Genomic DNA, 20,658 nt, shown 5'->3' with positions numbered 1-20,658 from the left:
GGGGCCGGGGGAGAGGGTGGGTATCGCGTCGCGTTGGTGACCCTCTCCCCAGCCCTCTCCCATGAATGGGAGAGGGAGCAGAGCGTGCGCCCATGAATCTTTCTGCCCCCTTCATCCGTCGCCCGGTGGCGACCTTGCTGCTGAGCCTGGCGATCATGCTGCTCGGTGGCGTCAGCTTCGGCCTGCTGCCGGTGGCGCCGCTGCCGCAGATGGACTTTCCGACCATCACCGTGCAGGCCAGCCTGCCTGGCGCCAGCCCGCAGATCATGGCCTCCACCGTGGCCACGCCGCTGGAACGCTCGCTCGGCAGCATTTCCGGCATCAGCCAGATGAACAGCCGCAGCAGCCAGGGCAGCACGCGGATCATGGTGCAGTTCGACCTGGACAAGGACATCAATACCGCGGCCCGCGAAGTACAGGCAGCGATCAACGCGGCCCGTGACCTGCTGCCCAGCGGCATGCGCACCATGCCCACCTACCGCAAGATCAACCCGTCGCAGGCACCGATCATGGTGCTTTCGCTGACCAGCCCGAACCTCGACAAGGGGCAGCTGTACGATGTGGCCTCGACCATCCTCGCGCAGAAGCTGGCGCAGGTCGGTGGCGTGGGTGAAGTCCAGGTCGGCGGCAGCTCCCTGCCTGCCGTGCGCGTGTCGCTGGAGCCGCGCCTGCTCGATCACTACGGCATCGCCCTCGACGAGGTGCGCCAGACCATCGCCTCCAGCAACGCGCTGCGTCCCAAGGGGGCGGTGGAGGACGAGCAGCGTCGCTGGCAGGTGCAGGCCAGCGACCAGCTGGCCAAGGCCGCCGACTACATCCCGATGATCATTCGCTATCAGGATGGTGCCGCCGTGCGCCTCGGCGACGTGGCCACGGTGACCGATGGCGTCGAGGACCGTTACAACAGCGGCTTCTACAATGACCGCGAGTCCGTGCTGCTGGTGATCAACCGGCAGAGCGGGGCGAACATCCTGCAGACCATCAGCGATATCCGCGAGCAACTGCCGGCGTTGCGCGAGGTGATCCCCGCCAGTGTCGAGCTGCAGGTGGCGATGGACCGTTCGCCGGTGATTCGCGCGACCCTGCATGAAGCCGAGCAGACCCTGCTGATCGCCGTCGGCCTGGTGATCCTGGTGGTGCTGGCGTTTCTCGGGCGCTGGCGGGCGGCGCTGATCCCGGCGCTGGCGGTACCGGTTTCGCTGATCGGCAGTTTCGCCGCGATGTACCTGTTGGGGTTCTCGCTCAACAACCTGTCGCTGATGGCGCTGATCATCGCCACCGGCCTGGTGGTGGACGATGCCATCGTGGTGCTGGAGAACATCGCCCGCCACATCCACGATGGCGAAACACCCATGGCGGCGGCCCTGAAGGGCACGCGCGAGGTCGGTTTCACCCTGCTGTCGATGAACCTGTCGTTGGTGGCGGTGTTCATTTCCATCCTGTTCATGGGCGGCATCGTCGAGCGCCTGTTCCGCGAGTTCTCCATCACCCTCGCGGTGGCGGTGGTGATCTCCCTGCTGGTGTCGCTGACCCTGACGCCGATGCTCTGCGCGCGCTGGCTCAGGGCCGAGGACGAACAGTCGCGCAGCCGCCTGCAGCAATGGGGCGACCGCGTGCAGAGCCGGGTGCTGGCCGTCTACGGGCGTACGCTGGACTGGGCCCTGCGCCATTCGCTGCTGATGCTGCTGAGCTTCATCGCCACCATCGCGCTCAACGTCTACCTGTTCGTCAGCATTCCCAAGACCTTCATGCCGCAGCAGGACACCGGCCAGCTGATCGGTTTCATCCGTGGCGACGACGGCCTGTCGTTCCAGGTCATGCAGCCGAAGATGGAGGCCTTCCGCAAGGCCGTGCTGGCCGACCCGGCGGTGGACAGCGTGGCGGGCTTCATCGGCGGCAGCGGTGGCATCAACAATGCGTTCATGATCGTGCGGCTCAAGGCCATCGGTGAACGCGGGTTGTCGTCGCAGGAGGTGATCAACCGCCTGCGCAGGGAAGTGCCCAAGGTGCCCGGTGGCCGCATGTTCCTCATGCCGGATCAGGACCTGCAGATCGGCGGGCGCGAAGGGCGCAGTTCGGAGACCGAATACATGCTCCTCTCCGATGACCTCGATGCGCTGCGCGAGTGGCTGCCCAAGGTGCGCGATGCATTGCGGGCGCTGCCCGAGCTGACCGACATCGATGCCAGCGAGAACGACGGCGCGCAGCAGATACGCCTGGTGGTCGACCGTGAGACGGCGAAACGCCTGGGCGTGGACATGGTCATGATCACCTCGGTGCTCAACAATGCCTTCAGCCAGCGCCAGGTGTCGACCATCTACGAAGCGCTCAACCAGTACAGCGTGGTCATGGAAATCGACCCGCGCTATGCGCAGTACCCCGAGGCGCTGGATCAGATCCAGCTGATCACCGCCGACGGCGCGCGCGTGCCGTTGTCCACCTTCGCCCACTGGGAACGCAGCCTGGAGGAAGACCGGGTCAACCACCAGGGGCAGTTCGCCTCCGAGAACATCGGTTTCGCCCTGAGCGAAGGCGTGAGCCTGGACCAGGCCAGCCGGGCGATCGACGATGCGGTGGCGCGGCTCGGCCTGCCCACCGAGGTGCAGGGCACCATGGGTGGTACGGGCGCCGCCTTCCAGCAGACCCAGGGCAACCAGCCGTTGATGATCCTGCTGGCGCTGGTGGTGGTGTACATCGTCCTCGGCGTGCTCTACGAGAGCTACGTGCATCCGCTGACCATCCTCTCCACGCTGCCTTCGGCCGGTGTCGGGGCCTTGCTGGCGTTGCAGCTGGTGGGGATGGAATTCAGCCTGATCTCCCTGCTGGGGCTGTTCCTGCTGATCGGTATCGTCAAGAAGAATGCCATTCTGATGGTCGACCTGGCGCTGCAACTCGAGCGCGGCGAACGGCTCGGCCCGCAGGAATCCATCCGCCAGGCCTGCCTGCTGCGCTTCAGGCCGATCCTGATGACCACGCTCGCCGCCATTCTCGGTGCCTTGCCCCTGGTGCTCGGCAGCGCCGAAGGCTCGGAGATGCGCCAGCCGCTGGGCATCACCATCGTCGGCGGCCTGGTTCTCAGCCAGTTGCTGACGCTCTACACCACCCCGGTGGTTTACCTCTATTTCGACCGCCTGCGCCATCGCGTCAATCGCTGGCGCGGCGTGCGTACCGATGCTTCGTTGGATAATCCGCTATGAAACCCGTCCAGTTCCCAGATGTTTTTCCTCCTGCTCGTGCGCTCCGGGCCGGGCGCCTGCCGCGTTCCTGCAGCCTGATCCTGCTGCTCGGGCTGCTGGCGGGCTGCGCCCTCGGCCCGGACTATCAGCGCCCCGAACTGACCACGCCGGTACAGTTCAAGCAGGTCGAGGGCTGGACCTCGGCGGCCCCGGCCGATGCCCTGGCGCGCGGCAACTGGTGGGCCCTGTACGGCGATGCCGAGCTGAACGCGCTGGTCGAGCGCCTGCAGCTGTCCAACCAGAACCTGGCGGCCGCCGAGGCTCAGTACCGCCAGGCGCGCGCGCTGGTGCGCGGCGCCCGGGCCAGCTTCTACCCGACACTGTCCGGTAGCGCCGGGGTCACGCGTTCGGGACAGGGCGCCTCGGGGACGAACAGCAGCACCAGCACATCGGGCATCAGCAAGAGCTATGACCTGAGCCTCAGCGCGGCGTGGGAGCTGGATATCTGGGGCAAGCTGCGCCGTGGCCTGGAGGCCAGCCGTGCCGAGTTCGAGGCCAGTGCCGCAGATCTCGCCGCCGCGCGCCTGAGCCTGCAGAGCGAACTGGTGCAGAACTACCTGCAACTGCGGGTGCTCGACGAGCAGTCGCGCCTGCTCGATGCCACGGTCGCCGCCTATGCGCGCTCGTTGCGTCTGACCGAGAACCAGTACCGCGCCGGCATCGTGCCGAAATCCGACGTGAGCCAGGCCACCACCCAGCTCAAGAGTACCCAGGCCCAGGCCATCGACCTGCAATGGCAACGCGCTCAGCTGGAGCATGCGATCGCCGTACTGGTGGGTGTCAGCCCGGCGCAGCTGTCGATCGCGCCACGCGAAAGCCTGCCGGCCTTGCCGGCGATACCGCTGGCGCTGCCCTCGCAACTGCTGGAGCGACGTCCGGACGTGGCGGCCGCCGAGCGCCGGGTGATGGCCGCCAACGCACAGATCGGCGTGGCCGAAGCAGCCTGGTTTCCCGATCTCAGCCTCTCCGCCACGGGCGGTTATCGCGGTAGCAGCTTCGCCGACTGGATCGAGGTGCCCAACCGCTTCTGGTCGCTTGGCCCACAGCTGGCACTGACCCTGTTCGACGGTGGCGCACGACGGGCCGAGCTGGAACGCAGCGAGGCCGCCTACGACCAGACCGTGGCCGAGTACCGCCAGGCCGTGCTGGACAGCTTCCGCGAAGTGGAGGACTACCTGGTGCAGCTGCGCGTGCTGGAGCAGGAGAGCGGGGTGCAGCAGGAAGCGCTGGATGCGGCGCGCGAAGCGCTGCGCCTGATCGAGAACCAGTACCGTGCCGGTACCGTGGACTACAACAGCGTGGTCACCGTGCAGGCGACGGCATTGAGCAACGAACGCTCGAACCTGACGCTACTGGGCAATCGCCTGCTGGCCAGCGTGCAGCTGATCGCGGCACTGGGCGGCGGCTGGCAGGTCGAACAGTTGCAGGAGCAGACGTCCTCGACTGACTGACGAGGCGCAGTAGCGGACGTGGCGGGAATCCGCCACGCCACTTTCGCATCACTTGTGCTGCTTGCGATTCACGGTCTGTGCGGCCTTGATCACGTCGCTGCCGATCACCGATTCGAACTGCTGCCACACCGGGCGCATGGCGTTGCGCCAGGCTTCGCGTTCCTCGCCGGTGAGGGTGATCACCTGGCTGCGGCCGGAGTCGATGATGCGCTGGCGATCGGTCTGGTTGGCGGCCTCCGCCTGCTGGTTCACCACGTAGGTCACTTCGTCGATGATGGCTTCCAGTTCGGTGCGGATGTGGTGCGGAATGCTGTACCAGAAGCGCGAGTTGCTCACCAGCATGTAGTCCAGCACACCATGGTTGGTTTCGCTGATGAAGGGTTGCACCTCGTGCAGCTGCTTGCTGTAGATGTTCGACCAGGGGTTCTCGGCGCCTTGTACCTGGCCACTCTTGAGCGCGTTGAAGACTTCGGCGAAGGGCAGTTTCTGGCTGCTCGCGCCGATCTGGCGGAACTGCGCCTCCAGCACCGCCGAAGGCTGAATGCGGAAGCTCAGGCCGTTGGCATCGCCTGGCGTGTGCAGCGCGCGGGTTGCCGAGAGCTGCTTCATGCCGTTGTGCCAGTAGGCCAGGCCGACGATGTTGTGATCTTCCATGGAGCGCAGTAGCTGGCGGCCCTTGGAGCGCTTCTGGAAGCGGTTGACCGCCTCGATGTCGTCGAACAGGAACGGCAGATCGAAGACCTGCAGTTGCTTGGTGTATTGCTCGAACTTGGCCAGCGACGGTGCCAGCAGCTGGACTTCGTCCTTCTGCAGGGCTTCGAGCTCGTTGGCGTCTCCATAGAGGCTGGAATTGGGGTAGACCTCGACCGTTACCTTGCCAGCCAGGCGTTCCTCGACCAGTTGCTTGAACAGCAGGGCGCCCTGGCCTTTGGGCGTGCCATCGGCAACGACGTGGGAGAACTTGATCAGGATAGGTTCATCGGCCAGTGCCGGGTTGGCACTGAAGGCGGCTAACGCCAGGGCGCAGGTGGCCAGGGCGCGGACTGGATTGAACATACTGCTTCCTTTTCTTCTTGTCGGTTTGGGCGCTCGTTTCGGCAGCCCTGTGTTGGTCGACTCTGGCACGCAATGACGGCAAGGGGTGCGGCAGTACCCGATACCCGACCAGAGTTGAAGTCCTGCATGGCAAGGCTTATGCCAGTGTGGCGAATATCCGCCAGAGTGCCTGGGATGGTGAAAAGGCTGTGATCCAGCGCACATTAGGTGGCGGATAACCGCCATGTGCCCGGGAAGACACAGCGGAAACTTGCCGGTGCGCAACGTATCCAGCAGCCCTGCTATCCTGTGCCGCTCCCTCTGTCATCCAGGAGCGCCCCGATGAGTTGGTCCGCCACGCAGTATTCCCTGTTCGAACGCCAGCGTACCCGTCCTGTCCAGGATCTCCTGGCGGCTGTGCCCCGCGAGGGCATCGAGCAGGCGGTGGACCTGGGCTGCGGCCCCGGCAATTCCACCGCGGTGCTGCAGGCGCATGCCCCCGAGGCGCGCATCGTCGCCATCGACAGCAGCGAGGACATGCTGCGCGCGGCGCGTGAACGGCTGCCGCAGGTCAGCGTGCAGCTGGCGGATATCCAGCACTGGCAGGCCGACATCGCGCCGCAGCTGATCCTGGCCAACGCCTCGCTGCAGTGGCTGGACGATCACGCGCAGCTCTACCCGCGTCTGCTGGCCCAGCTGGCACCGGGCGGCTGGCTGGCGATCCAGACGCCGGACAACCTGCAGGAACCGGCGCATCGCCTGGCCAGGGAAGTGGCGGCCGATGGTCCATGGGCAGCGCGTATCGGTCATGTGCAGCACCCCGAGCGGCACACTGCGCAGGCCTATTACGACATCCTCGGCGCGCATGCCAGCGAGCTGGATATCTGGCGCACCACCTACTTCCATGTGCTGGACGACGCCAGGGCGGTGGTCGAGTGGTTCAAGTCCACTGCGCTGCGGCCGTTCCTGCAGCCGCTGGATGCCGAGCAGCAGGCCGCCTTCCTGCAGCGTTACCAGGCGGCGATTGCCGAGGCCTACCCGCAGCAGGCCGATGGGCGCGTGCTGTTGCCGTTCCCGCGTCTGTTTCTGGTGGCCCGGCGCTAGCGCTACAGGCTGTCGCGATTAAGCCCGCAGTGTCGCAGTGACTTTTCCCGGCGAGCCTGAGAAGAAAAAGCCCCGCATCTGCGGGGCTTTGGCTTACTGCGCGAGGGCGACCAGTCCGGCCTGTTGCACCAGTTCCAGCAACGGCTGCGGATACACGCCGAGGAAGAAGGCGAGCAGTGCGACCACCAGCAGCATGATGCCGCCGGCGCGCTGGCCCCAGTCGAAGGGGGCGTCGTGGCGATGCAGGTTGGGTTCGCGCATGAACAGCGTGACCATCACCCGCAGGTAGTAGAACACGCCGATGGCACTGCCCAGCACCATGGCACCGAGCAGCCACCACAGCTGCGCCTCGACACCGGCGGCGATGACGTAGAACTTGCCGATGAAGCCGGCGGTCAGCGGAATGCCGGCCAGTGACAGCATCATCACCGTGAGCACGGCGGTCAGGTACGGACGGCGCCAGAACAGGCCCCGGTACTCGTACAGCGCATCGGCATCGCGGCCGCTGTAGGGCGTGGACATCAGGGTGATCACGCCGAACGCGCCGAGGCTGGTCAGCACATAGGTGGCCAGGTACACGCCGATGGCTTCCACGGCCAGACCCTGGCTGGCGACCAGCGCCACCAGCAGGTAGCCGAAGTGGGCGATGGAGGAATAACCGAGCAGACGCTTGAGGTTGTTCTGCAGCAGCGCCAGCAGGTTGCCGAACAGGATCGAGGCGATGGCGATCAGCGTCAGCAGTTCGTTCAGCCAGCCGCCAGCGGTGGCCGGCGAGATCTGGTACAGGCGCAGCAGCACGGCGAACACCGCCACCTTGCTGGCGGTGGCGAGGAACGCCGCTACCGGCGCCGGCGCGCCTTCGTAGACGTCCGGCGTCCACAGGTGGAAGGGCACCAGCGACAGCTTGAACGCCAGGCCGATGAGCATCATGCCGATGCCGATCTGGACCAGCAGGGTGCTTTCCCGTGCCAGGCTGACGCCGAGGTCGGCGAAGGCCAGGTTGCCGGACTCGGCGTACAGCAGTGCCATGCCGAACAGCAGGAAGGCGCTGCCTGCCGCCGACAGCACCATGTACTTGATCCCGGCTTCCAGCGAGCGCTTGTTGAAGAAGGCGTAGGCGATCATGCCGTAGGTCGGCACCGACAGCAGCTCCAGGCCGATGAACAGCCCGGCCAGGTGTTGCGCGCTGACCAGCACCAGGCCGCCGGCAGCGGACAGCAGCACCAGCAGGTACAGCTCCTCGCGGTTGCCCGGGTAACCCTTGCCCGACTCGCCGCCCAGGTAGGCGTGGATCAGCGTGATGCAGGCCAGGCTGGCGGCCAGCACCAGCGCCATGTAGTAGCAGGCGAAGTTGTCGACCAGCAGCAGGGGGGTGACCGCCAGCGGCGTGACTTCCAGGGTCGGAATCAGCGACAGCAGCGCCAGGTTCAGGCCCGCCACCGAGAGGATGAAGGTCAGGGTGTGATTGCGTTTGGCGGCGATGGCCAGCATCACCACCACCACGGTGAGGCTGGTCACCAGCAGTGGCAGCAGGGCAATCAGGTGTTGCAGGGTGAATTCGACAGCGTGATGTTCCATGAGTCTCTAATCCTTACCCTACCGGCCCGAGGCGAGTTGATCGAGGGCGCCAGCCAGCCACTGCTGCACGCCATGCATGCTGGCAGCGGAGGTATCGAGCACCGGTTGCGGGTAGACGCCAAGCAGAATCAGCAGTGCCCCGAGGCCAAGCACCATGGACAGTTCGCGGGCTTTCAGGCCGGGCAATGCCGCCTCCTGCCGCACCGGGCCGAAATACGCGCGGTGAATCATCGCCAGGGCATACACCGAGCCGAGCACCAGGCCGCAGGCGGCCAGTACCACGACCCAGGGCGCACTCGGGAAACTGCCGATCAGGATGAGGAACTCGCCGACGAAGTTGCCGGTGCCCGGCAGGCCCAGCGCCGCGGCGGCGAAGAACAGGCTGATGGCCGGCAGCCAGGGCATGCGCGCCCAGATGCCGCCCATCTGGCTCAGGTCACGGGTATGCAGGCGCTCGTAGAGCTGGCCGCAGAGGATGAACAGCGCCGCGGCGGACAGGCCATGAGCGACCATCTGCACCACCGCGCCCTGCAGCGCGATCTGGCTGCCGGAGTAGATGGCGATGAGCACGAAGCCCATGTGTGAGACGCTGGAGTAGGCCACCAGGCGCTTGATGTCGGTCTGCGCGAAGGACAGCAGGGCGCCGTAGACGATGGCGAACACGCCGAGCCACTGAGCGATCGGCGCGAACTCCGCCGAGGCGTTGGGGAACAGCGGCAGGGCGAAGCGCAGCAGGCCGTAGGCGGCGGTTTTCAGCAGGATGCCGGCGAGGTCCACGGAGCCTGCGGTCGGTGCCTGGGCGTGGGCGTCGGGCAGCCAGGAATGCACCGGTACCACCGGGAACTTCACCGCGAAGGCGACGAAGAAGCCGAGCATCAGCAGGTATTCGGTGCCTGGCGCCAGTTCGGTCTGCAGCAGGTCGGCGTAGTTGAAGCTGAGCACGCCGGTCTGGTTGAAGTGCACGAACACCAGGGCGAGGATCGACACCAGCATGACCAGGCCGCTGGCCTGAGTGAAGATGAAGAACTTGGTGGCGGCGGTGATGCGGGTGCGGCCGTCGCTGCCGCTGTGACCCCAGAGCGCGATGAGGAAGTACATCGGCACCAGCATCATTTCCCAGAAGAAGAAGAACAGGAACAGGTCGACGGCGAGGAACACGCCGACCACGCCGCCGAGAATCCACATCAGGTTGAGGTGGAAGAAGCCGACGCGGTTCTGGATCTCGTTCCACGAGCAGAGCACCGAGAGCACGCCGAGCAGGCCGGTGAGCGTCACCATCAGCACCGACAGGCCGTCCATCGCCAGGTGGATGGTTATCCCCAGACGCGGGATCCAGTCGATGACGAATTCGTGGGCCCAGCGTGGGCCGCCGTCCGGGGCTGGCGCCAGGGTGAAATCACCGCTGACCCACAGCCACAGGCTCAGGCCGAACAGCAGGCCCATGGTGATCAGGGCGATCCAGCGCGGCAGGACGTGGCCGAAGCGCTCGCCTTGCCAGCACAGCAGGCCGCCGATGAAGGGGATCAGGATTAGCCAGGGCAGAATCATCAGGCTGTTTTCCTTAACTCAAAAATAGGATGGCGGCGAGCACCAGCACGGCGCCCCCGGCGATCGAGGCGGCGTACCAGCGCACCTGACCGGTTTCGCTGCGTACCAGCGCGGCATTGCCGCCGCGCGCGAGCAGCGGGATCAGGCCGATGCTGCGGTCGATCGGGTCGCGGCGCAGCAGGTGGCAGAGCAGCAGGTAGGGACGCACGAACAGCTTGTCGTAGAGCCAGTCGAAGCCCCAGGCGGCGAACCACCAGGCGCTCAGCAGGCGACCCGGCGCGCTCTGCGCCACGGCACTGGCGAAGCGGCGCTGACCGAGGAAGAGCAGGGCAGCGATGACGATGCCGCTGACCGCGATCAGCCCGGACAGCAGCTCCAGGCTGTGCTTGGCCTCGCCACCGGCATGCCCGGCGCTTTCCGGCAGGACGCCGGCCAGCGGCGGGGTGATCCAGGCGCCGATGAAGGTCGACAGCACGATCAGCACCAGCAGCGGCAGGTTGTGGGCGATGCCATGGCCGGCATGGGCCTCGGTCTTCTGCTCGCCGTGGAAGGCGATGAAGATCAGGCGGAAGGTGTAGATCGAAGTCAGGAAAGCGCCGGTCAGCCCCGCGTAGAGCAGGCCGCCGTGGCCACTGGCGAAGGCTTCCCAGAGGATCTCGTCCTTGGAGTAGAAACCGGCCGTCAGCAGCGGCAGCGCGGCCAGGGCTGCGCCGCCAACGACGAAGCTGGCGTAGGCCAGTGGCAGTTTCTTCCACAGGCCGCCCATCCTGAAGATGTTCTGCTCGTGGTGGCAGGCATGGATCACCGCACCGGACGCCAGGAACAGCAGGGCCTTGAAGAAGGCATGGGTCATCAGGTGGAAGATCGCCGCGTCCCAGGCACCGACGCCCAGGGCGAGGAACATGTAGCCGATCTGGCTCATGGTCGAGTAGGCGAGGATGCGCTTGATGTCGGTCTGCACCAGTGCGGCGAAACCGGCCAACACCAGGGTCACGCCGCCAACGATGCCGACCAGTTCGAGAATCTCCGGGGTCAGCAGGAACAGGCCGTGGGTGCGCGCGATCAGGTAGACGCCGGCGGTGACCATGGTCGCCGCGTGGATCAGCGCCGACACCGGGGTCGGACCGGCCATGGCATCGGCCAGCCAGGTCTGCAGCGGCAACTGCGCCGACTTGCCCGCCGCGCCGCCGAGCAGCATCAGCGTGGCCAGCCACAGCCAGGTGTCGCCCGCGACGTAGCGCTGCGGTGCCAGCACCATCAGCTCCTGGATGTTCAGGGTGCCGAGGTTGAGGAACAGCAGGAACAGGCCGATCATCAGGAACACGTCGCCGATGCGGGTGACGATGAAGGCCTTGAGCGCGGCGTTACCGTTGGGCACGTGCTTGTAGTAGAAACCGATCAGCAGGTACGAGCACAGACCCACGCCTTCCCAGCCGAAGAACAGCACCAGCAGGTTGTCGCCGAGCACCAGCAGCAGCATGCTGAAGATAAACAGGTTGGTGTAGGCGAAGAAGCGCGAGTAGCCTTCCTCGCCACGCATGTACCAGCTGGCGAACAGGTGGATCAGAAAACCCACGCCGGTGACCACGCCGAGCATGGTCACGGACAGGCCGTCCAGGTACAGGGTGAAGCTCGGCGCCAGGCCTTCGATGCTCATCCACTGCCACAGGGTCAGGCTGAAGGCGCCCGAAGCCGGTGGGTTGCCGAGGAAGGCGGCGATCACCCAGGCGGCGCTGGCAGCCGCCAGGCCGATGGAGCCGACGCCGATCACTGCGCTGGTATTTTCCGACAGGCGTCCGCGCGAGAAGGCCAGCAGCAGCCAGCCGAGCAGCGGAAAGAATAGAGTCAGGGCTAGAAGGTTCATCCGCGCATCTCGCTGGCAGCGTCGATATCCAGGGTGTTGAAGCGGCGATACAGCTGCAGCAGGATCGCCAGGCCGATGCTGGCCTCGGCGGCTGCCAGGGTGATCACCAGAATGAACATCACCTGGCCGTCAGCCGCACCCCAGCGGGCGCCGGCGACGATGAAGGCGAGCGCTGCGGCGTTCATCATCACTTCCAGGCTCATCAGGATGAACAGGATGTTGCGCCGCACCATCAGGCCGACCAGGCCGATGCAGAACAGCACGCCGGCCAGGGCCAGGCCGTGCTCCAGGGGTATACCGGTCATGCTGTGGGCTCCTTGGCGTCATGGCGGCCCAGGTGGTAGGCGGCGACCAGGGCGGCGAGCAGCAGCATCGAGGCCAGCTCAACCACCAGCAGGTAGGGGCCGAACAGGCTGATGCCGACGGCCTTGGCTTCGACCGTGGTATGGCCGATCTGTGCATCGCTGACATGGCTGAGCAGCACGTAGAGCAACTGCCCGAGCAGCAGGGCGCTGAGAATGGCCGGACCGACCCAGATGCCGGGCGTCAGCCACCTGCGTTCCTGATCGGCAGCGGCCGGGCCGAGGTTGAGCATCATCACCACGAAGACGAACAGCACCATGATGGCGCCGGCGTAGACGATGATTTCCAGTGCGCCGGCGAAGGGCGCGCCAAGGGCGAAGAACACCATCGACACCGCCAGCAGCGAGACGATCAGGTAGAGCAGGGCATGCACCGGGTTGGTGTTGGTGATCACCCCCACCGTCGATGCCACCGCCACGCCGGCGGCGAAGTAGAACGCGAATTCCATTACAGGCTCCTCACGGTAGCCCGCGCACGGTGGCGGGCGAGGGGCAGGGAAAGTGATATCAGCATCATGGCAGCAGTCCCTTGACGTTGATCGGCTCGGCCTCGTCCTGCGCGGCGCCCTTGGGCTTGCCGGCGATGGCCATGCCGGCGACGCGGTAGAAGTTGTAGTCCGGGTTCTTGCCGGGGCCGCTGATCAGCAGGTCTTCCTTCTCGTACACCAGATCCTGGCGCTTGAACTCGCCCATCTCGAAGTCGGGAGTGAGCTGGATCGCCGTGGTCGGGCAGGCTTCCTCGCACAGGCCACAGAAGATGCAGCGCGAGAAGTTGATGCGGAAGAACTCCGGGTACCAGCGACCGTCATCGGTCTCGGCCTTCTGCAGCGAGATGCAGCCTACCGGGCAGGCCACGGCGCACAGGTTGCACGCCACGCAGCGCTCTTCGCCGTCGGGGTCGCGGGTGAGGACGATGCGGCCCCGGTAGCGCGGCGGCAGGTAGACCGGCTCTTCCGGGTATTGCAGGGTGTCACGCTTGCGAAAACCATGGCTGAAGACCATGGCCAGGCTGCGTAGCTGGGTGGCGGTGCCGACCAGCACGTCCCAGATGTATTTGAACATTGCGTTTCTCCTTACTGGGCCGCGGCCAGCACGAATGCGCCGGTCACCAGCAGGTTGATCAGGGTCAGCGGCAGGCAGAACTTCCAGCTGAAGGCCATGACCTGGTCATAGCGCGGGCGTGGGATCGACGCGCGCAGCAGGATGAAGATCATGATGAAGAACGCCGTCTTCAGCGCGAACCAGAAGAACGGGATCTGCGGCAGGATGCCGAACGGGCCATGCCAGCCACCGAAGAACAGCGTCACCAGCAGGGCCGAGACGGTGACGATGGCGACGTACTCGCCAACGAAGAACATGCCCCACTTCATCCCGGCGTATTCGATGTGGTAACCGTCGGCCAGCTCCTGTTCGGCTTCCGGCTGGTCGAACGGGTGACGGTGGGTCACGGCGACGGCAGCGATGAAGAAGGTACAAAAGCCGAAGAACTGCGGAATGATGAACCACAGGTTCTGCGCCTGGTAATCGACGATGTCGCGCATGTTGAACGAGCCGACCTGCGCCACCACACCCATCAGCGCCAGGGCCAGGAACACCTCGTAGGAGATGGTCTGGGCCGACGCGCGCAGGCTGCCGAGCAGGGCGAACTTGTTGTTGCTCGACCAGCCGGCGAACAGCACCGCGTAGACCGAAAGGCCGGCCATGGCGAAGAAGAACAGGATGCCGATGTTCAGGTCCGCCACCCCCCAGGTCGGGGTGATGGGGATGATGGCGAAGGCCATCAGCATCGCCGAGAAGGCGATCATCGGTGCCAGGATGAAGATGAACCTGTCGGCGAACGGCGGCGTCCAGTCCTCCTTGAAGAACATCTTGATCATGTCGGCGGCGATCTGGAACATGCCGAACGGCCCGACGCGGTTGGGGCCGTAGCGGTCCTGCCACCAGCCGAGCAGGCGCCGCTCGATGAAGCTCAGCAGCGCACCGCAGACCACCACCACCAGCAGGATGACGATGGCCTTGAGTACGGCGATGACGATCTCGATCAGTTCGGGCGTCAACCAGCTCATTGTGCGGCCTCCTGCAGCAGGGTCACGCTGGCACCGGCGAGCGTCGCCGGAATGCCCGGCAAGCCGAGCGGCAGGCCGACCAGGCCGACGCCCAGGTCGTCACGCACCTGCAGCGGCAGGCGCAGGGCCTGGCCGTTGACGCGCAGGGCCAGCAGCGCACCATCGTTCACCCCCAGGCGAGCCGCCTCGTCGCGGGCCAGGGCCACATAGGGCTCGGGCATGCGTTCCTGGATGGGTTTGGCACGCGCGGAGTTTTCCTCGCTGCCGAACAGGTGGTGCAGCGGCGCCACCTGCCAGGTGCCAGCCGCCGGGTTGAACGCAGCGTTCACCGCGAACCAGGGCAGCGCGTTGCCAGCGGCCTCGAGCAGACGCACGCCGGGGTCGCCGGCGCGCAGGTGACCACCGACCTCGTCCTGGAACTTGTTCCAGGCCTGCGGCGAGTTCCAGCCCGGCGACCAGGCGAACGGAATCTGCTGCCGGTCTTCCTTGCTGCCGGCGTAGCCTTCCATGGAGAAGGCGAAGGCCGAATCCTGATCCTGCGGCTGGCGCGGCTCGTGCACGCTGATGTTGGCGCGCATGGCGGTGCGACCGCTGTAGCGATGCGGTTCGCGCGCCAGCTTGAGGCCCTTGATGCGGAACGCGGCGCTCGGCGCGGCGTCCCTGATGCCGGCCAGCAGCGGGTTGCTGGCGGCGCAGGCGTCGGTGACCTGGTCCAGCTGCGTCCAGTCCACGGCCTTGCCCTGCAGGGTGCTGTGCAGCGCGTGCAGCCAGCGCCAGCCCTCGCGGATCAGGATGTTGCTGTCGTAGTAGCTCGGCTCATAGACCTGGAAGAAACGCTGGGCGCGGCCCTCGAGGCTGACCAGGGTGCCGTCGCCCTCGGCGAAGCTGGCCACCGGCAGCAGCAGGTGAGCGCGTTCGCTGGTCGCGGTGCGCTGGTGGTCGGCGACGATCACGCTCTGCGCGGCAGCCAGCGCGGCATCGACCTTGGCAGCATCGGCGCGGCGGTACAGGTCGTTCTCCAGCACGATCACGGCATCGGCCTGGCTGCTACTCAGGGCCTGCAGCGCGGCGTCGACGGATTCGCCGCCGAGCAGGGCCAGGCCCAGGCTGTTGGCCTCGGGCACCACCAGGCTCAGCGAGCCGTTCTTCTCACGGTTCTTCAGGGCGCTGGCGATGTTGGCGGCCGCTTCGATCAGGGCCTTGTCGCCCAGCGAGGCGCCGGACACGATCAGCGGGCGACTGGCATTGGTCAGCGCAGCGGCGATGCGCTGTACCAGCTCGCGCGCCTCCGTTTCCAGGCCGTCCACGGCCGGAGCGCTGGGGTCGATGGCGTGGGCCACGGCGAAACCGATACGGGCCAGATCGGCCGGCGCGGCATGCACGCTCTCGGCGGCGACGTCATCCAGGCGGGTCTCGCCGACGCTGGCGATGAACAGGGGATGCCGGGCGTGCTGGGCGACGTTCTGCACGGCTGCCATGTGCCAGTCCTGGATGCGTGCGCCGGCGGCGATCTCGGTGGCCTTGCCCTTGACCGCCTGGCGCAGGGCCAGGGCCAGGCGCGCAGCGGTCTGGGTCAGGTCTTCGCCGAGGACGAAGATGGCGTCGTGCAGCTCGACATCGCGCAGCGTCGGCGTCGGCAGCGGGCCGTTGCGCAGGATGTCGCGGATCAGGCGAATGTTGTCCAGCTCGGCGGCCGCGATGCCACTGTAGTAGTGCTCGGCGCCGACCAGTTCGCGCAGGGCGAAGTTGGCTTCGAGGCTGGCGCGCGGCGAGCCGATGCCGATCACGCGCTTGCCCTTGAGCAGCTCGGCGGCCTTGTCCAGCGCGGCATCGATGCCCAGCGGCTGGCTCCCCAGCAGTGGCTGGCGCGGGCGATCCTCGCGGTTGACGTAGCCGTAGCCGAAACGGCCACGGTCGCAGAGGAAGTACTGGTTGACCGAGCCGTTGAAGCGGTTCTCGATCCGGCGCAGTTCGCCGTAGCGCTCGCCGGGACTGATGTTGCAGCCGCTGGAGCAGCCATGGCAGATGCTTGGGGCGAACTGCATGTCCCACTTGCGGTTGTAGCGCTCGGAATGGGTCTTGTCGGTGAACACGCCGGTCGGGCAGACCTCGACCAGGTTGCCGGAGAACTCGCTTTCCAGCGTGCCGTCCTCGACGCGACCGAAGTACACGTTGTCGTGCGCGCCATACACGCCCAGGTCGGTGCCGCCGGCGTAGTCCTTGTAGTAGCGCACGCAGCGGTAGCAGGCGATGCAGCGGTTCATCTCATGGGCGATGAACGGGCCAAGCTCCTGGTTCTGGTGGGTGCGCTTGGTGAAGCGATAGCGACGGGCGTTGTGCCCGGTCATCACCGTCATGTCCTGCAGGTGGCAGTGACCGCCTTCCTCGCACACCGGACAGTCGTGCGGGTGGTTGGTCATCAGCCACTCGACGACGCTGGCGCGGAACGCCTTGGATTCCTCGTCGTCGATGCTGATCCAGGTGTTGTCGGTGGCAGGCGTCATGCAGGACATGACGATACGACCACGGGTGTCGTTCTCGTCGTTGTACTGCTTGACCGCACACTGCCGGCAGGCCCCGACGCTGCCAAGCGCGGGGTGCCAGCAGAAGTAGGGGATATCGAGGCCGAGGGACAGGCAGGCCTGCAGCAGGTTGTCCGCTCCATCGACTTCGAAATCTTTGCCGTCTACGTGGATAGTGGCCATTTCTTTGAGTCTTCGTTTACCCGCTTGCTAAAGCGGCTGGCTAAGGGAATTCGTCTGTTCAGCTCGCGGTCGCCGGCGTGCGGGGCGTGCTCGCCACCTGCGCCACACCGGCCTCGAACTCTTCACGGAAATACTTGATGGCGCTGCCCAGCGGCTCCACCGCACCGGGTGCGTGGGCGCAGAAGGTCTTGCCCGGGCCGAGGAAGTTGACCAGCCCGAGCAGGGTCTGGATGTCTTCGGCGGTACCCTGCTTGCGCTCCAGGGCGCGGAGAATCTTCACGCTCCACGGCAGACCATCGCGGCACGGCGTGCACCAGCCACAGGACTCGCGGGCGAAGAACTCTTCCATGTTGCGCAGCAGGGAGACCATGTTGATCGAGTCGTCCACCGCCAGCGCCAGGCCGGTGCCCATGCGCGTACCGACCTTGGCGATGCCGCCAGCGTACATCTGCGCCTCGAGGTGCTCGGGCAGCAGGAAACCGGTACCGGCGCCGCCCGGCTGCCAGCACTTGAGCCGGTAGCCGTCGCGCATGCCGCCGGCATGCTCCTCGAACAGTTCGCGCGCGCTGACGCCGAACGGCAGCTCCCACAGGCCGGGGTTCTTCACCTTGCCGGAGAAGCCCATCAGCTTGGTGCCATGGTCTTCGCTGCCCGGACGGGCGAGGCTCTTGTACCAGTCGACACCGCCAGAAACGATGGCGGGCACGTTGCACAGGGTCTCGACGTTGTTGACGCAGGTCGGCTTGCCCCACACGCCGACGGCAGCGGGGAAGGGCGGTTTGGCGCGCGGGTTGGCGCGGCGGCCTTCGAGCGAGTTGATCAGCGCGGTTTCTTCGCCACAGATGTAGCGCCCGGCGCCGGTATGCACGAACAGCTCGAAATCGAAACCGGAGCCGAAGATGTTCTTGCCCAGCAGACCGGCAGCCTTGGCTTCCTCGATGGCGCGGTTGAGGTTGGCGGCGGCGTCGACGTATTCGCCGCGCAGGAAGATGTAGCCACGGTAGGCCTTGAGCGCGCGAGCCGAGATCAGCATGCCTTCCACCAGCAGGTGCGGCAGCTGCTCCATGAGCATGCGGTCCTTCCAGGTGTTGGGCTCCATCTCGTCCGCGTTGCACAGCAGGTAGCGGATGTTCAGGGATTCGTCGGCCGGCATCAGGCCCCACTTCACGCCCGTGGGGAAGCCTGCACCGCCGCGGCCCTTGAGACCGGATTCCTTGACGGTCTGCACGATGTCGGCCTGGGCCATCTCGGTCAGCGCCTTGCGTGCGGCGGCATAGCCGTTCTTCGCCTGGTACTCGGCCAGCCATACCGGCTGGGCGTCGTCGCGCAGGCGCCAGGTCAGCGGGTGGGTCTCTTCGCTGCGGGCGATGCGGTTGGCCGGGCCGCTGGAGGTGAGGGTCTTCATTTGTAGTCCTCCAGCAGCTTGGCTACGCCGTCCGCTCGAACGTCGCCGAAGGTGTCGTCGTCGATCATCACGGCCGGGGCCTTGTCGCAATTGCCCAGGCAGCACACCGGCAGCAGGGTGAAACGCTCGTCGGCGGTGGTCTGGCCGAGGCCGATGCCGAGCTGTTGCTGCATCTCGGCGAGCACCGACTCATGGCCACCGATGTAGCAGGTCATGCTGTCGCATACGCGGATGACGTGGCGGCCGACCGGCTGACGGAAGATCTGGCTGTAGAAGGTGGCGACGCCCTCGACGTCGCTGGCGGGGATGCCGAGGATCGCGCCAATGGCATCGGCGGCGCCGTCCGGCACCCAGCCGCGCTCCTTCTGCACGATCTTCAGCGCCTCGATGCTGGCGGCGCGCGGGTCTTCGTAGTGATGCATCTCGTGCTCGATGGCCGAGCGTTCGGTTTCGCTGAGGACGAAACGGTCTGTCTGGATTAGCGTGCTCATGATCAGCGGTCCACGTCGGCCATGACGAAGTCGATACTGCCCAGATAGGCAATCAGGTCCGCCACCATGCTGCCGCGAATCACTGCGGGGATCTGCTGCAGGTGGGCGAAGCTGGGGGTGCGAATCCGGGTGCGGTAGCTCATGGTGCTGCCGTCGCTCGTCAGGTAATAGCTGTTGATGCCCTTGGTCGCCTCGATCATCTGGAAGGCTTCGTTGGCCGGCATGACCGGGCCCCAGGAAACCTGCAGGAAGTGCGTGATCAGGGTCTCGATGTGCTGCAGCGTGCGCTCTTTCGGTGGCGGTGTGGTCAGCGGGTGGTCCGCCTTGTACGGGCCTTCCGGCATGTTCTTCAGGCACTGGTCGATGATGCGGATGCTCTGACGCATCTCTTCCACGCGGACCATGCAGCGGTCGTAGGCGTCGCCATTGGCGGCCAGCGGCACCTCGAACTCGAAGTTCTCGTAGCCGGAGTAGGGGCGCGCCTTGCGCAGGTCGAAGTCGCAGCCGGTGGCGCGCAGACCGGCACCGGTGGTGCCCCATTCCAGCGCTTCCCTGGTGTTGTACTGCGCCACGCCGATGGTGCGCGCCTTGAGGATGCTGTTCTTCAGTGCCGCCTTCTCGTACTCGTCGAGGCGCTTGGGCAGCCAGTCGACGAACTCCTTGACCAGCTTGTCCCAGCCACGAGGCAGGTCGTGGGCGACGCCGCCGATGCGGTACCAGGCCGGATGCAGGCGGAAGCCGGTGATGGCTTCGATCACCTTGTAGGCGCGCTGGCGGTCGGTGAAGGTGAAGAACACCGGGGTCATGGCGCCGACGTCCTGGATGTAGGTACCCAGGAACAGCAGGTGGCTGGTGATGCGGAAGAACTCGGCGAGCATCACGCGGATGGTGTCGACCTTCTGCGGCACCTTGATGCCGGCCAGCTTCTCCACGGCCAGCACGTAGGGCAGGTTGTTCATCACCCCGCCGAGGTAGTCGATGCGGTCGGTGTAGGGGATGAAGCTGTGCCAGCTCTGGCGCTCGGCCATCTTCTCGGCGCCACGGTGGTGGTAGCCGATCTCCGGCACGCAGTCGACGATCTCTTCACCGTCGAGCTGCAGGATGATGCGGAAGGCACCGTGCGCGGAAGGGTGGTTGGGGCCGAGGTTGAGGAACATGTAGTCCTCGTGCTCGCCGCCGCGTTTCATGCCCCAGTCCTCCGGGCGGAAGCGCGCGGCTTCTTCCTCGAGCTGCTGCTTGGCCAGGGTCAGGCTGAAGGGATCGAACTCGGTGGCGCGCGCCGGATAGTCCTTGCGCAGCGGGTGGCCTTCCCAGGTCGGCGGCATCATGATGCGGCTCAGGTGCGGGTGGCCGGTGAAGGTGATGCCGTACAGGTCCCAGACCTCACGCTCGTACCAGTTGGCGTTAGGCCAGATGCCGGTGGCGCTCGGCAGGTTGAGGTCGCCCTCGCGCAGCGCCACCTTGATCATCACGTCACTGTTACGCTCCAGCGACATCAGGTGGTAGAACACAGTGAAGTCGGCATCCGGCAGGCCGCGACGCTGGGTGCGCAGGCGCTCGTCGACGCCGTGCAGGTCATAGAGCATCACGTAGGGGCGCGGCAGCTTGCGCAGGCAGGTGAGCACCTCGATCAGGCGCTCGCGGGCGACCCAGAGAACCGGCATGCCGGTGCGGGTGCTTTGCAGGGTGAAACTGTCGTCGCCGAATTGGGCGCGCAGTTCGGCGACGACGTCCTGGTCGTCAGCCTTGTATGGCGGTATGGACACAACGGTGTCTGCAGTCATGGTCTCGGTCGCTATCGAACAACGTAGAA

15 protein-coding genes are annotated in these 20,658 nt (G+C 66.0%); 3 read left to right on the top strand and 12 right to left on the bottom strand.

Translation table 11 applies throughout. The features are described 5' to 3' along the window. The first annotated feature begins 92 nt into the window (after window positions 1–92). Both EPK82_RS04520 and EPK82_RS04515 read left to right on the top strand, forming a co-directional pair. A complete protein-coding gene (locus EPK82_RS04520) occupies window positions 93–3,197 on the top strand; it encodes a multidrug efflux RND transporter permease subunit (protein ID WP_134675888.1) in 3,105 nt (1,034 codons plus the stop codon). Next, entirely contained in the window at window positions 3,194–4,687 is a 1,494-nt protein-coding gene (locus EPK82_RS04515) for an efflux transporter outer membrane subunit (protein WP_279634966.1), read from the top strand. The genes EPK82_RS04520 and EPK82_RS04515 overlap by 4 nt, the downstream gene beginning before the upstream one ends. A gap of 48 nt (window positions 4,688–4,735) precedes the next feature. Here EPK82_RS04515 and EPK82_RS04510 read toward each other — a convergent pair whose 3' ends face one another. Next, the gene (locus tag EPK82_RS04510; RefSeq protein WP_037055859.1) at window positions 4,736–5,743 is read right to left on the bottom strand and encodes a TRAP transporter substrate-binding protein; all 1,008 of its coding nucleotides are present in this window, start codon (window positions 5,741–5,743) and stop codon (window positions 4,736–4,738) included. A gap of 321 nt (window positions 5,744–6,064) precedes the next feature. On the opposite strand from EPK82_RS04510, the gene tam reads away from it, so the two are divergent. Next, entirely contained in the window at window positions 6,065–6,826 is a 762-nt protein-coding gene (tam, locus tag EPK82_RS04505) for a trans-aconitate 2-methyltransferase (RefSeq protein WP_134675887.1), read from the top strand. 93 nt (window positions 6,827–6,919) lie between these two features. On the opposite strand, the gene nuoN is transcribed toward tam, so the two are convergent. From nuoN to nuoC, 11 genes are all read right to left on the bottom strand, one after another. Further along, window positions 6,920–8,404 carry an NADH-quinone oxidoreductase subunit NuoN gene (gene nuoN / locus EPK82_RS04500; RefSeq protein ID WP_047590452.1) on the bottom strand — a complete coding sequence of 495 codons (1,485 nt, stop codon included), beginning with the start codon at window positions 8,402–8,404 and terminating at the stop codon, window positions 6,920–6,922. A gap of 18 nt (window positions 8,405–8,422) precedes the next feature. Then, the gene (gene nuoM / locus EPK82_RS04495; protein WP_037055864.1) at window positions 8,423–9,952 is read right to left on the bottom strand and encodes an NADH-quinone oxidoreductase subunit M; all 1,530 of its coding nucleotides are present in this window, start codon (window positions 9,950–9,952) and stop codon (window positions 8,423–8,425) included. 13 nt (window positions 9,953–9,965) lie between these two features. Further along, window positions 9,966–11,816 carry an NADH-quinone oxidoreductase subunit L gene (gene nuoL, locus EPK82_RS04490; protein WP_134675886.1) on the bottom strand — a complete coding sequence of 617 codons (1,851 nt, stop codon included), beginning with the start codon at window positions 11,814–11,816 and terminating at the stop codon, window positions 9,966–9,968. Continuing rightward, the gene (gene nuoK, locus EPK82_RS04485) at window positions 11,813–12,121 is read right to left on the bottom strand and encodes an NADH-quinone oxidoreductase subunit NuoK (protein WP_037055867.1); all 309 of its coding nucleotides are present in this window, start codon (window positions 12,119–12,121) and stop codon (window positions 11,813–11,815) included. Before nuoK ends, nuoL begins: the two co-directional genes overlap by 4 nt. Continuing rightward, window positions 12,118–12,627 (bottom strand): NADH-quinone oxidoreductase subunit J, encoded by a 510-nt coding sequence (gene nuoJ / locus EPK82_RS04480; protein WP_037055868.1) that lies wholly within the window; start codon window positions 12,625–12,627, stop codon window positions 12,118–12,120. The genes nuoK and nuoJ overlap by 4 nt, the downstream gene beginning before the upstream one ends. A 64-nt stretch (window positions 12,628–12,691) precedes the next feature. Next, window positions 12,692–13,240 (bottom strand): NADH-quinone oxidoreductase subunit NuoI, encoded by a 549-nt coding sequence (nuoI, locus tag EPK82_RS04475; RefSeq protein WP_037055870.1) that lies wholly within the window; start codon window positions 13,238–13,240, stop codon window positions 12,692–12,694. Window positions 13,241–13,251: 11 nt separating this feature from the next. Further along, window positions 13,252–14,244: an NADH-quinone oxidoreductase subunit NuoH gene (gene nuoH, locus EPK82_RS04470; RefSeq protein ID WP_037055871.1), complete on the bottom strand. Its 993-nt coding sequence runs from the start codon at window positions 14,242–14,244 to the stop codon at window positions 13,252–13,254. Next, window positions 14,241–16,949 carry an NADH-quinone oxidoreductase subunit NuoG gene (nuoG, locus tag EPK82_RS04465; protein ID WP_134675885.1) on the bottom strand — a complete coding sequence of 903 codons (2,709 nt, stop codon included), beginning with the start codon at window positions 16,947–16,949 and terminating at the stop codon, window positions 14,241–14,243. The genes nuoH and nuoG overlap by 4 nt, the downstream gene beginning before the upstream one ends. Before the next feature lie 58 nt (window positions 16,950–17,007). Then, window positions 17,008–18,354 (bottom strand): NADH-quinone oxidoreductase subunit NuoF, encoded by a 1,347-nt coding sequence (nuoF, locus tag EPK82_RS04460; protein ID WP_134675884.1) that lies wholly within the window; start codon window positions 18,352–18,354, stop codon window positions 17,008–17,010. Then, on the bottom strand, window positions 18,351–18,851 hold the full coding sequence (gene nuoE, locus EPK82_RS04455) for an NADH-quinone oxidoreductase subunit NuoE (RefSeq protein ID WP_175252955.1): 501 nt from the start codon (window positions 18,849–18,851) through the stop codon (window positions 18,351–18,353). The genes nuoF and nuoE overlap by 4 nt, the downstream gene beginning before the upstream one ends. Further along, window positions 18,848–20,629: an NADH-quinone oxidoreductase subunit C/D gene (gene nuoC / locus EPK82_RS04450; protein ID WP_037055874.1), complete on the bottom strand. Its 1,782-nt coding sequence runs from the start codon at window positions 20,627–20,629 to the stop codon at window positions 18,848–18,850. The genes nuoE and nuoC overlap by 4 nt, the downstream gene beginning before the upstream one ends. Window positions 20,630–20,658 lie beyond the last annotated feature (29 nt).

The organism is Ectopseudomonas khazarica (genome assembly GCF_004521985.1).
In the GTDB taxonomy this organism is placed as follows: domain Bacteria; phylum Pseudomonadota; class Gammaproteobacteria; order Pseudomonadales; family Pseudomonadaceae; genus Aquipseudomonas; species Aquipseudomonas khazarica.
The sequence above is the reverse complement of the archived record's forward strand: the minus strand, read 5'-3'. Positions and strand labels throughout refer to the sequence as shown.